Source organism: Mycolicibacterium sp. XJ870, assembly GCF_053483975.1.
Window position 1 is genome coordinate 1,324,618 of the sequence record NZ_JBEFTI010000001.1, and the last position, 12,510, is coordinate 1,337,127.

Annotated in this window: 13 protein-coding genes; 11 read left to right on the forward strand and 2 right to left on the reverse strand. The window is 65.8% G+C overall.

Annotated features, from left to right (window positions below; translation table 11 throughout):
• Positions 1–3 precede the first annotated feature (3 nt).
• Positions 4–831: an aldo/keto reductase gene (locus tag ABQF30_RS06635; protein ID WP_448463506.1), complete on the reverse strand. Its 828-nt coding sequence runs from the start codon at positions 829–831 to the stop codon at positions 4–6.
• Positions 832–844: 13 nt separating this feature from the next.
• Between ABQF30_RS06635 and ABQF30_RS06640 the strand changes: the two genes are divergently transcribed.
• The 11 genes from ABQF30_RS06640 (at position 845) to mutM (ending at position 11,752) form a co-directional block, all read left to right on the forward strand.
• Entirely contained in the window at positions 845–1,969 is a 1,125-nt protein-coding gene (locus tag ABQF30_RS06640) for an alpha/beta hydrolase (protein ID WP_448461990.1), read from the forward strand.
• 33 nt (positions 1,970–2,002) lie between these two features.
• A complete protein-coding gene (locus tag ABQF30_RS06645) occupies positions 2,003–2,827 on the forward strand; it encodes a DsbA family protein (protein WP_448461991.1) in 825 nt (274 codons plus the stop codon).
• Positions 2,824–3,450 (forward strand): vitamin K epoxide reductase family protein, encoded by a 627-nt coding sequence (locus ABQF30_RS06650; protein ID WP_448461992.1) that lies wholly within the window; start codon positions 2,824–2,826, stop codon positions 3,448–3,450. The genes ABQF30_RS06645 and ABQF30_RS06650 overlap by 4 nt, the downstream gene beginning before the upstream one ends.
• Before the next feature lie 34 nt (positions 3,451–3,484).
• Positions 3,485–6,904 (forward strand): pyruvate carboxylase, encoded by a 3,420-nt coding sequence (locus tag ABQF30_RS06655; protein ID WP_448461993.1) that lies wholly within the window; start codon positions 3,485–3,487, stop codon positions 6,902–6,904.
• Positions 6,901–7,455 carry a 16S rRNA (guanine(966)-N(2))-methyltransferase RsmD gene (rsmD, locus tag ABQF30_RS06660; RefSeq protein WP_448463508.1) on the forward strand — a complete coding sequence of 185 codons (555 nt, stop codon included), beginning with the start codon at positions 6,901–6,903 and terminating at the stop codon, positions 7,453–7,455. The genes ABQF30_RS06655 and rsmD overlap by 4 nt, the downstream gene beginning before the upstream one ends.
• A 36-nt stretch (positions 7,456–7,491) precedes the next feature.
• Positions 7,492–7,968, forward strand: a complete 477-nt coding sequence (gene coaD, locus ABQF30_RS06665; RefSeq protein ID WP_448461994.1) for a pantetheine-phosphate adenylyltransferase — start codon at positions 7,492–7,494, stop codon at positions 7,966–7,968.
• Between the two features lie 84 nt (positions 7,969–8,052).
• Positions 8,053–8,619: a hemerythrin domain-containing protein gene (locus tag ABQF30_RS06670; RefSeq protein WP_448461995.1), complete on the forward strand. Its 567-nt coding sequence runs from the start codon at positions 8,053–8,055 to the stop codon at positions 8,617–8,619.
• A 195-nt stretch (positions 8,620–8,814) separates the two neighbouring features.
• Positions 8,815–9,552 (forward strand): cell division protein SepIVA, encoded by a 738-nt coding sequence (sepIVA, locus tag ABQF30_RS06675; protein WP_448461996.1) that lies wholly within the window; start codon positions 8,815–8,817, stop codon positions 9,550–9,552.
• 34 nt (positions 9,553–9,586) lie between these two features.
• Complete coding sequence (locus ABQF30_RS06680) at positions 9,587–10,189, forward strand: YceD family protein (RefSeq protein ID WP_448461997.1); 603 nt, start codon at positions 9,587–9,589, stop codon at positions 10,187–10,189.
• Positions 10,186–10,878 (forward strand): ribonuclease III, encoded by a 693-nt coding sequence (rnc, locus tag ABQF30_RS06685; RefSeq protein WP_448461998.1) that lies wholly within the window; start codon positions 10,186–10,188, stop codon positions 10,876–10,878. The genes ABQF30_RS06680 and rnc overlap by 4 nt, the downstream gene beginning before the upstream one ends.
• 19 nt (positions 10,879–10,897) lie before the next feature.
• A complete protein-coding gene (mutM, locus tag ABQF30_RS06690) occupies positions 10,898–11,752 on the forward strand; it encodes a bifunctional DNA-formamidopyrimidine glycosylase/DNA-(apurinic or apyrimidinic site) lyase (RefSeq protein ID WP_448461999.1) in 855 nt (284 codons plus the stop codon).
• Here the strand turns inward: mutM and ABQF30_RS06695 are convergent, their stop codons facing one another.
• A complete protein-coding gene (locus tag ABQF30_RS06695; protein ID WP_448462000.1) occupies positions 11,753–12,457 on the reverse strand; it encodes an Rv0361 family membrane protein in 705 nt (234 codons plus the stop codon).
• Positions 12,458–12,510: the final 53 nt, after the last annotated feature.

Genomic DNA, 12,510 nt, shown 5'->3' on the forward strand with positions numbered 1-12,510 from the left:
CACCTACCCTGTGAAATTGAAGGTTCGAGGATCGGGACCCAATCGTGTTCCCGACTCCAGCGATGCGATGGACGCCATGTCCTGCTCGCTGAGATCGAAATCGAACACGTCGAAATTGCTCACAATCCGCTCAGGGTTCACCGACTTGGGGATGACGATATTACCCAGGTGTATATGCCACCTAATCAGTACCTGGGCGGGGGTTTTTCCATGTTGGTCGGCGATGCCGGTGACAATTGGATCCGATAGCAGCGAGCCCTGCCCCAACGGGCTCCACGCTTCGGTGGCGATACCCAATTTGGCGTGCACCTCTCGCAGTTCCCGCTGGGGCAGCAGCGGATGCAGTTCGATCTGGTTGACGGCCGGGACGATGCCCGTCGCGTCGATCAACATTTTCAGGTGCTCGGGTTCGAAATTGCTGACGCCGATGGACCGGATGCGTTGCTGATCGTGCAAGTGCGCGAATGCCTTGAAGGTGTCGATGAAGGTGTTGTTCGCCGGCATCGGCCAGTGGATGAGGTAGAGGTCCAGGTAGTCGACCCCGAGCCGGTCGAGGCTGGCGTCGAATGCGGCCAGGGTGGAGTCGTACCCCTGATCGCTGTTCCACAGCTTGGTCACGAGGAAGACGTCTTCACGCGGCACACCAGAGTTTGTCAGGGCCCGGCCCGTCTCGACTTCGTTGCGGTACGCGGCGGCGGTGTCGATGTGCCGATAGCCTGCCTGCAGTGCGGCAGTGACGGCCCGTTCGGTGTCTTCGGCAGGCGTCTGCCAAACACCCAACCCGACTTGCGGTACCGAATTACCGTCGTTCAGCGTGACGCGAGGATTCACTGAGGGAGCTGCCATGACCGAAAGTCTGCCAGGCTTGCCAGCCACCGGCGGCCCACCCGGTATCAGCCAGGCGACTTTCCGGGACGCGTTACTCATTCGCGCGACGAAGTTCACCCTGGGCGCCATTCCCCGAATTCCTGACAGCCGCAAACGCGTCCTGCTGGGCGGGCGATCGGTGACCGTCGACGGCAACACCCTGGACACCACGCTGCAGTTCATGCTGGCTGCCCAACGCGCCGCAGGCATGCCCGGTCTGGTCGCCGACTTCAGCCCGGTTTCGGGTGTGGCGGCGTCGCGGGCGCGCTTGCGCGAAACCGCGGCGATGATTCCGGGCCGTATCCACGTGGACGTGAGCGAGATCTCGATTCCCGGGCCGGCCGGGCCCATGGCCGCGCGGCGGTATGTGCCGGTCGAGACGGGTGCGGTGAGCACCCTGCTGCTGTATTTCCACGGCGGCGGCTTCGTGATCGGCGACCTCGACACCCACGACAAGCTGTGTCGGCTGATCTGCCGCGACGCCGAGGTCCAGGTGGTGTCGGTCGATTACCGGTTGGCTCCCGAGCACAAGGCGCCGGCAGCGGCCGAAGACGCCTACGCCGCCTACCAGTGGGCGCTCGACCACGCGTCAGGGTTGGGCGCGACCCGGATCGTGGTCGGCGGCGACAGCGCGGGCGGCAATATGGCCGCGGTGGTGTCGCAGTGGGCGCGTGACGACGAACTGCCGTTGCCCGCACTGCAGTTGCTGCTCTACCCGGTCACCGACTGGTCCAGCGACACGCGATCGCGGACGTTGTTCTCCGACGGCTACTTCCTGACCAAACGCGATATGGACTGGTTCGCCGGGCACTACCTCGACGGTGCGGATGTCACCGCAGCGGATCCGACGGTGTCACCCATGCTGGCCGAAGACCTGTCCGGGTTGCCACCGGCTCTTGTGGTCACCGCCGGATTCGATCCGCTGCGCGACGAGGGCAACCGCTACGCACGCGCCATGCAGGACGCCGGTGTCCTTGTCGATCTGCGCGAGGAGCGGTCGATGATCCATGCGTTCGCCAATTTCTTCGGACTCGGCGGTGGCAGCGCGACAGCCACCACGGCGATGATCTCCGCGCTGCGGGCACATCTGCGCCACAGCTGAGGTGGCCCGGATCGTCGCCGGTACGCTGGATCCGTGGCCAAACCGAAGAAGACCGCCAAGTACGACCTGAAGGCAGCCGATCGTCGACGCAACCTGATGATCCAGATCGGCCTGACCTCCGTGGTGGTGGTGTTCGCCGTCGCGCTGGTGGCGTACATCGTCATGAACGGCAGCAGTAAACCCGGCAGTGGTGAAGGCAAGGCGGTCCGGGTGGCCTCGAGCGAGGTCATCACCAACGAAGGCACATCGGATCCCAAGGCGGTGCTCGCACTGCACGAGGACTTCCTGTGCCCGGCCTGCGGGGACTTCGAACGCAACTACGGCCCCACCATCCGCAAGCTGATCGACACCGGCGCGGTGGCCGCCGACTACTACATGGTTTCCATCCTCGACAGGGTCGGCAACGGCTACTCGTCGCGCGCCGGTGCAGCGGCGTACTGCGTGGCCGACGAGTCCAACGACGCCTTCCGCCGCTTCCACGAGGCGCTGTTCTCCAAGGAGTTGCAGCCTGCGGAAGGCAGCGGGATCTACCCCGACAACGCCCGGTTGATCGAGCTCGCCCGGCAGGCGGGCGCCGCCGGTGGGGTGCCGGAGTGCATCAACAGTGACCGCTACGTCGAAATGGTGCAGGGCATGGCCGAAGCGACGAACATCAACTCCACGCCCACGGTCCGGATCAACGGTGAGGATTACGAGGCGACCACGCCGCAGGCGCTGGTCGACAAGATCAAGGAGATCGTCGGCGATGTGCCCGGTCTCGAAGCCGTGGCCCCCGGCGCACCCGCAACCGGGCCCGCGCCCGGCGCACCTGCCCCCGCACCGGCTGCACCCGCTCCCGCTCCCGCACCTGCGCCATGACCGTCACCACACCGGCTGAGGCCACTGAACCGGCGACCGAACAGTCAGCCGGCCCAGCGGTGGGCAGGCCGAGCGCGGTGTGGGTGCTGATCGCCGGGATCGTGGGCCTTGCGGCGTCCTTGACGCTGACCTACGAGAAGATCGAAATCCTGATCAACCCGGATTACGTGCCGTCCTGCAGTCTCAATCCGGTGTTGTCGTGCGGTTCAGTGATGGTCACCCCGCAGGCTTCGGCGTTCGGATTCCCGAACCCGATGATCGGCATCGTCGCGTTCACGCTCGTCGTCGTCACCGGTGTACTCGCGGTCGCCGATGTCCGCCTGCCCAGGTGGTACTGGTCGGGGCTCGCAGTCGGCAGCCTGCTGGGTGCTGCATTCGTGCACTGGCTGATCTTCCAGAGCCTGTACCGCATCGGCGCGCTCTGCCCGTACTGCATGGGCGTCTGGGCCGTCATCATCCCGCTGCTGGTGGTGGTGAGTTCGATCGCGCTGCGCCCGCTGGGGGCCAACCCGGTCGCGCGAGTCATCTATCAATGGCGGTGGTCGCTGGTGACGCTGTGGTTTACCGCGCTGGTCCTGCTGATCCTGGTCCGCTTCTGGGACTACTGGTCAACACTGTTGTAACACTCAGGAAACAAGCTGGCGGTTAGGGTTACGCGTGATCTCGAAGGTGCTTGTAGCCAATCGTGGCGAAATTGCGATCCGTGCGTTTCGTGCTGCATACGAGATGGGCATCGCGACGGTGGCGGTGTATCCGTATGAGGATCGGAATTCGCTGCATCGTCTGAAGGCTGATGAGTCGTATCAGATCGGCGAGGTCGGTCATCCGGTGCGGGCGTATTTGTCTGTGGACGAGATCATCCGGGTGGCTGCGCACGCCGGGGCGGATGCGGTGTATCCGGGCTATGGATTTCTCTCGGAGAATCCGGAGTTGGCTGCTGCGTGTGCGGCCGCGGGTATCACGTTCGTGGGGCCGTCGGCGCAGGTGTTGGAGCTGACCGGCAACAAGTCGCGGGCGATCGCGGCGGCCCGTGGTGCGGGTCTGCCGGTGTTGGCGTCGTCTGAGCCGTCGTCCTCGGTTGAGGAGTTGATTGCGGCGGCGGCCGACATGGAGTTCCCGTTGTTCGTCAAGGCGGTGTCGGGTGGCGGGGGTCGCGGGATGCGCCGCGTCACCGATCGGGACGGGTTGCCTGAGGCGGTCGAGGCGGCTTCGCGCGAGGCGGAGTCGGCGTTCGGTGATGCGTCGGTGTATCTGGAGCAGGCGGTGCTCAACCCGCGCCATATCGAGGTGCAGATCCTGGCTGACGGTGCGGGCAACGTGATGCACCTGTTTGAGCGGGATTGCAGTGTGCAGCGGCGTCATCAGAAGGTCATCGAGCTTGCGCCGGCCCCGAATTTGCCTGAGGAGTTGCGCGAGAAGATCTGCGCGGATGCGGTGGCGTTCGCCCGCCAGATCGGTTATTCGTGTGCCGGCACGGTGGAGTTCCTGCTCGACGAGCGTGGTCACCATGTGTTCATCGAGTGCAATCCGCGCATCCAGGTCGAGCACACGGTGACCGAGGAGATCACCGATGTGGATCTGGTGTCGAGCCAGTTGCGGATCGCTGCGGGGGAGACGCTGGCCGATCTGGGGCTCAGCCAGGACACGCTGGTGTTGCGGGGCGCGGCGATGCAGTGCCGGATCACCACGGAGGATCCGGCCAACGGGTTCCGGCCCGACACCGGCCGGATCACGGTTTACCGGTCACCGGGTGGGGCGGGTATCCGGCTGGACGGTGGTACGAATCTGGGCGCGGAGATTTCCGCGCATTTCGATTCGATGTTGGTGAAGCTGACCTGTCGGGGGCGCGACTTTTCGGCGGCGGCTTCGCGGGCGCGTCGGGCGTTGGCGGAGTTCCGCATTCGCGGGGTGTCGACGAACATTCCGTTCCTGCAGGCGGTGATCGACGATCCGGATTTCCGGGCCGGTCGGGTGACGACGTCGTTCATCGATGACCGGCCGCAGTTGCTGACCTCGCGGTCGCCGGCGGATCGGGGAACCAAGATCCTCAACTACCTGGCCGATGTCACGGTGAACAAGCCGAACGGGGAGCGGCCGTCGACGGTTTATCCGCAGGACAAGCTGCCTGCGCTGGATTTGGCGGCGCCGCCGCCGGCGGGGTCCAAGCAGCGTCTGGTGGAGCTGGGTCCGGAGGGCTTTGCGCGGTGGTTGCGTGACAGTCCGGCGGTCGGGGTCACCGATACGACGTTCCGCGATGCGCACCAGTCGTTGTTGGCGACGAGGTTGCGCACGACGGGTCTGCTCAAGGTGGCGCCGTATGTGGCGCGGATGATGCCGCAGTTGCTGTCGATCGAGTGTTGGGGCGGGGCCACTTACGATGTGGCGCTGCGGTTTTTGAAGGAGGATCCGTGGGAGCGGCTGGCCGCGCTGCGTGAGGCGATGCCCAACATCTGCCTGCAGATGTTGTTGCGGGGCCGCAACACGGTGGGGTACACGCCGTATCCGCAGATCGTGACGTCGGCGTTCGTGGAGGAGGCGGCGGCCACGGGCATCGACATCTTCCGGATTTTCGACGCGCTCAACAATGTGGAGTCGATGCGCCCGGCGATCGACGCGGTGCGTGAAACCGGTTCGGCGGTGGCCGAAGTCGCGATGTCCTACACCGGCGACGTGAGTGATCCGGCCGAGAATCTTTACACGCTGGACTATTACCTGAAGTTGGCCGACCAGATCGTCGAGGCGGGCGCGCATGTGCTCGCGATCAAGGACATGGCCGGGTTGCTGCGTCCGCACGCTGCTCATCTGTTGGTGAGCGCGTTGCGCAGCCGGTTCGATCTGCCGGTGCATGTCCACACCCATGACACCCCGGGTGGACAGTTGGCGACGTATCTGGCGGCGTGGCAGGCCGGTGCGTCGGCGGTCGATGGTGCGGCCGCCCCGCTGGCGGGGACCACCAGTCAGCCCGCGCTGTCCTCGATCGTGGCCGCGGCCGCACACACCGAGCGTGATACCGGGTTGTCGCTGGCTGTGGTATGTGACCTGGAGCCCTATTGGGAGGCGTTGCGAAAGGTGTACGCGCCGTTCGAATCTGGGTTGCCGGCACCGACGGGGCGGGTGTACTCCCACGAGATTCCCGGCGGGCAGCTCTCGAACCTGCGCCAGCAGGCGATCGCGCTGGGACTGGGGGACCAGTTCGAGGAGATCGAGGCCAATTACGCAGCGGCCGACCGCGTGCTGGGGCGTCTGGTGAAGGTGACCCCGTCGAGCAAGGTGGTGGGGGATCTCGCGCTGGCCCTGGTCGGTGCGGGGATCACCGCTGACGAGTTCGCCGCTGACCCGGCCCGGTTCGACATCCCCGACAGTGTCATCGGCTTCCTGCGCGGCGAGCTGGGAGATCCGCCGGGCGGCTGGCCTGAACCGTTGCGCACCAAGGCTCTTGAGGGTCGCGGTCCGGCCAAGCCGACCCAAGACCTCTCGGCCGAAGACGAGGCGTTGCTGGCCGCACCTGGTGTCAAGCGCCAAGCTGCGCTCAACCGGTTGCTGTTCCCCGGCCCGACCGCGGAGTTCGACGCCCACCGTGAAACCTACGGCGACACTTCGTCTTTGAGCGCCAACCAGTTCTTCTATGGACTGCGGCACGGCGACGAACACCGGGTGGCGCTGGAACGCGGGGTGGAGTTGCTGATCGGGCTGGAAGCGATCTCGGATGCCGACGAGCGGGGCATGCGTACGGTGATGTGCATCCTCAACGGGCAGTTGCGCCCAGTGCTGGTGCGTGACCGCAGCATCGCCAGTGAGGTCCCGGCCGCCGAGAAGGCCGACCGCACCAATCCCGATCACGTCGCCGCACCATTCGCCGGGGTGGTCACCGTAAGCGTCAGCGCCGGCGACGCTGTGGAAGCGGGTGCGACCATCGCCACGATCGAGGCGATGAAGATGGAGGCCGCCATCACCGCGCCCAAGGCCGGGACCGTCGACCGAGTCGCGGTCGCCGCCACCGCCCAGGTCGAGGGCGGAGACCTCCTGGTGGTGGTCGGTTCGGCGGGTAGGAGCGCAGCGACCGGGGGATCAATCTGACCCGGATCATCGCCGGGACGCTTGGTGGCCGCAGGATCTCGGTTCCCCGCACCGGAACTCGGCCGACGTCGGATCGAGTGCGTGAGGCCGTGTTCAACGCGCTGGCGTCGCGACTGGAGTTCAGCGGGTTGGCCGTGCTGGATCTCTATGCCGGATCGGGAGCCCTTGGCCTGGAAGCACTTTCCCGCGGCGCGGCGTCGGCACTCTTTGTCGAGGCCGATCAGCGGGCGGCGGCCGTCGTCACCAAGAACATCGCGGCGCTCGGTGTCGCAGGCGCCACGGTGCGGCGGGGCAGCGTCGCATCGGTGCTGGCCGCCGGCGCCGGTCGCGCGGTGGATCTGGTGTTGGCGGATCCGCCGTACGACCTCGACGCCGCCGCGGTCGACGCGATGCTGACCGCGCTGGCCGACGGTGGTTGGGTGCGCGCCGGTGCGGTGATCATGGTGGAGCGGCGCGCGACGAGTGAGCCGGTGACCTGGCCTGCGGGCTGGGCCGCGCTGAGCGCACGCCGCTATGGCGACACCCGGGTCGAACTCGCCGAGGTTGGGTAGCCGCGTCGACTGCACGCCCCTGTACCGTCGTCACCCATGAGTGGCGCGGTATGCCCCGGTTCCTTCGACCCGGTCACCCTCGGTCATGTCGACGTTTTCGAGCGCGCGGCCGCGCAGTTCGACGAAGTCGTCGTGGCAGTTCTGGTGAATCCCAACAAGAAGGGCATGTTCGACCTCGACGAGCGGATCTCGATGATCGTCGAATCGACCACGCACCTGCCGAACCTGCGGGTGGAATCAGGTCAGGGCCTGGTGGTCGATTTCGTCAAGTCCCGTGGGCTGACCGCGATCGTCAAAGGTCTCCGCACCGGCACCGACTTCGAATACGAACTGCAGATGGCGCAGATGAACAAGCATGTGGCTGGTGTGGACACGTTCTTCGTGGCCACCAGGCCGCAGTATTCGTTCGTGTCGTCGTCGCTGGCAAAAGAAGTCGCCACCCTCGGCGGGGACGTCTCGGCTCTGCTGCCCGAGGCGGTCAACATGCGGCTGCAGGCCAAGCTCAACGATTAGCTGGGGCCGCCGACGGGTAGTCAGCGGATGGCGCACAGCCCATAGCGCTCATTCGTAGAACCCGGATTCAATCGGAGGTTTCTCATGCCGAGCACATTCGTCCAGTCCACCGACGACGTGGTCAAGTTCCTAAGGGACCAGCACAATCTCATCAAGGACCTGTTCGAGGAGGTGTTCTCCGCGTCCAGCACCGAGGCCCGCGAGAAGGCTTTCGTCGAACTGCGTCAGCTCCTGGCGGTACACGAGACCGCCGAGGAAATGGTGGTGCACCCGCGGGCCCGCCGCGACGTGTCCGACGGTGACGAAATCGTCGAAGCCCGGTTGCACGAGGAGCACGCGGCCAAGGAACAGCTGTCCCAGCTGGAGAACATGGACATCGACTCCAAGGAGTTCATCACCGAGCTCACGAAGTTCCGCGAGGCCATCATCGACCACGCCGAGCACGAGGAGCACGAGGAGTTCAACAAGCTGCAACGCAAGCTCGACGCCGGCGACCTGGAGCGGATGGCCAAGGCTGTGCAGGCGGCAGAGGCCATCGCACCCACCCGCCCGCACGCGGGAGTGGAGTCCGCGAAGATGAACTTCGCGGTCGGGCCATTCGCCTCGATGCTGGACCGCGCCCGCGACATGATCGGTGCAGCCGTCAAGTAGCAGCGTCGAACGTTGGCTTGTGTGCGGGTTTTCGCCGGGATCTCGCACACAAGCCAACGCTGGGCGGCTGACATAATGGCGGCGAGGCGAATGTGCTGGATGTGGCCCTGCAGCGACACACCGATCGTGCTCCGCAGTCACAGGCGTAACACCAGGCACACTAGTCACTAACAACGACGCCTGGAGGGTATTGCCGTGTACCGAGTTTTTGAAGCGCTCGACGAGCTCGGCGCGATCGTCGAAGAAGCGCGCGGCGTGCCGATGACCGCTGGGTGTGTGGTACCCCGCGGTGACGTGCTCGAACTGATCGACGACATCAAGGACGCCATCCCCGGCGAACTCGACGACGCTCAGGACGTGCTGGACGCTCGCGATTCGCTACTGCGTGATGCAAAAGAGCACTCCGAGTCGGTGATGTCGAAGGTCAACGCCGACGCCGACGGCATGCTCAACCACGCCAGGGGCGAGGCGGACCGGCTGCTGGCCGATGCCAAGGCGCAGGCCGACCGCATGGTGGCCGAGGCCCGTCAGCACACCGAGCGCATGGTGGGCGAGGCGCGGGAAGAAGCTGCGCGGGTGGCGGCCGCAGCAAAGCGCGAGTACGAGGCGGCCACGGGCAGGGCCAAGGCCGAAGCGGATCGGCTCATCGAGAACGGCAACATCTCCTACGAGAAGGCGATCCAGGAAGGCATCAAGGAACAGCAACGACTGGTATCGCAGACCGAGATCGTCGCCACGGCCAACGCCGAGGCCACCCGTCTCGTCGATGCGGCCCATGCCGAGGCCGATCGGTTGCGCGGGGAATGCGACATCTACGTCGACAGCAAACTCTCTGAATTCGAGGACCTCCTGAACGGAACGCTGCGGTCGGTCGGACGAGGACGGCATCAGCTACGCACTACCGCGGGCACGCACGACTACGCCACGCGCTGACATCGGCGCCGCACCGCCGCCGTAGGATTGCTGCATGGCGACGCATGCGAGCGGGAGAAGACACCGCGAGTCACGATCGCCGCTGGTGATCGATGTCTCCCGACTTGGCCGGCGGCCGGGTTCGATGTTGACCCACCGCGAGACGGTGCCCAGCCCCACGCGAATCGGGCTGGAACTCGTCGCAATCGAGGCGGGTGCCCCGCTCGACCTCGACCTGCGTCTGGAATCGGTGTCCGAAGGGGTCCTGGTCACCGGGACGATGTCGGCGCCGACGGCGGGTGAATGCGCGCGGTGTCTGACCCCGATCACCGGCGAAGTCGAGATCGACCTGACCGAACTGTTCGCCTATCCGGATAGTGCGACCGACGAGACCAGCGAGTCCGACGAAATCGCACGCGTCGGCATCGGCCGTCGTGCCGACACCGTCGACCTTGAGCAACCCATCGTCGACGCCGTCGTGCTTGCGCTGCCGTTTTCCCCGCTGTGCCGGCCGGACTGCGCCGGGCTGTGTCCGGATTGCGGCATCCCACTGGCCACCGCGGAACCCGGGCATCACCACGACAAGATCGATCCGCGCTGGGCGAAGCTGACTGCCATGCTGCCGACCGATGAAGATCGGACCGGGGGCGACGAGTGACGGATTCGCATGCAGCGCTGTTGGCTGCGCTGGGAATCACGTTGTCCGACGAGTTGCTGACCATGGCGTTGACCCACCGTAGCTATTCCTATGAGAACGGCGGTCTGCCCACCAACGAGCGCCTGGAGTTCCTGGGCGACGCAGTCCTGGGGTTGACCATCACCGAGGAGCTGTACCACCGTCACCCGGACCGCTCCGAAGGCGATCTGGCGAAACTGCGGGCGAGCATCGTCAATACCCAGGCGCTGGCCGATGTCGGTCGCGGACTCAGTGATGGCGGGCTCGGCGCGCACCTTTTCCTCGGTAAGGGCGAGGAGACTTCGGGCGGCGCCGACAAGTCGAGCATCCTCGCCGACGGTGTCGAATCTTTGCTCGGAGCCATCTATGTGGAGCACGGGCTCAGTGTCGCCCGCGAGGTGATCCTGCGGCTGTTCGGTGAGCTGCTGGACACCGCGCCGACGCTCGGGGCGGGGCTGGACTGGAAGAGCAGCCTGCAGGAGCTGACCGCGGCACGTGGCCTGGGCGCGCCCTCGTATGTGGTGACGTCGACCGGTCCCGACCACGACAAGGAGTTCTCGGCCGCGGTGGTGGTCGGCGATGTCGAATACGGTCGCGGCGTCGGCCGGACGAAGAAAGAGGCCGAGCTCAAAGCGGCGGCCAGCGCCTGGACCTCGCTCGACAATGCTTGATCGGGCTGCGTGACCGGTTATGCCTGAGCTACCCGAGGTAGAGGTCGTCCGCCGAGGGCTGCAGGAGCATGTCGCGGGCAGGTCTATCACCGCCGTGCGCGTGCACCACCCGCGGGCGGTACGCAGGCACGAGGCCGGCCCGGCAGATCTGACCGCCCGGTTGTTGGACGCGCACATCACCGGAACCGGCCGCCGGGGCAAGTACCTGTGGTTGACGATCGACGAAACCGACGCTCTCGTGGTGCATCTGGGGATGAGTGGCCAGATGCTGTTGGGACCGATTCGCGATGACCGGCATCTGCGGATCGCCGCGGTGCTCGACGACGGCACCGCGATGAGTTTCGTCGACCAGCGCACTTTCGGCGGGTGGCAGTTGGCGGAGATGGTCACCGTGGACGGCACCGATGTTCCGCAGCCGGTGGCGCACCTGGCGCGGGATCCGCTCGACCCCCGCTTCGACCTGGACAGCGTCGTGACGGTCTTGCGGCACAAGCAATCTGAGATCAAGCGTCAACTGCTTGATCAGACCGTGGTCTCGGGCATCGGCAACATCTACGCCGACGAGGCGCTGTGGCGGGCGCAGGTCAACGGGGCCCGGATTGCCGCAGCACTGCCGCGCCGGCGGCTGGGGGAGGTGCTCGACGCGGCCGCCGAGGTGATGGCCGAAGCGCTGGACCAGGGTGGCACCTCGTTCGATTCGCTCTACGTCAACGTCAACGGCGAATCCGGTTACTTCGAACGGTCATTGGATGCCTACGGGCGCGACGGCGAACCGTGCCGGCGGTGCGGCGCGGTGATGCGCCGCGAGAAGTTCATGAACCGATCGTCGTTCTATTGTCCGAGGTGCCAACCCCGTCCGCGGTTGCGCGGTTAGTCAGGGCAGCCCGGGCAGATTGGGCGAGTCGGACATGCAGATCTTCCAGTCGCCGCTTTCCTTACGGAAATGCATTGTGCCGGTTCCTGTTTCGCTTTCGATGCGGGCGGTGGCGGTGTCACCGTCGACTTCGATGTCACTGATGGTCGCCGAGGTGTCCGGCTTGTCCATCGCCAGGTCGTCGAGGTTCGACGGGTCGATCCCGAGCTCTTCGAGAGCCGAGAGGTCGAACAACTTCTGGTCGCCCGCACAGAAATACTGATCCAACGCCTCGGAGAAGTCAGTGGTGGAGTTGGCGTCCTTCAACAACTGACCGATTGCCCGTTCGTCGCTCGACGGCATCATGACGACGAATACGATGCCGACGATCACCATCAGCGCCAACACGGCCGCCACCACGCCGCCGATGATGAGGCCCTTGTGATTCCCGCCGCCCGGGGGCTGCGGTGGCGGGTATCCATAGCCCTGCTGCGGGGCGCCATAACCGTAAGGCTGTTGCGGCATCCCGTATGGCTGCTGGGGTGCGCCGTATTGCTGTCCGTACGGCTGCTGCGGCGCGCCGTATTGCTGTCCGTAAGGCTGTTCCGGTGCGCCATATGGCGGCTGTTGCGGGTTCGGGTACTGCTGCGGGGCGCCGTGCTGCTGCGGGTATGGCTGCTGCCACGGCCCGTTGGGACCCGTCGGTGGGATCGGGGGATAGGTCACGGTGCTCCTCAAACGACGTCAGATGGCGCCGAGTCTATCCCCAGCACCCCCGA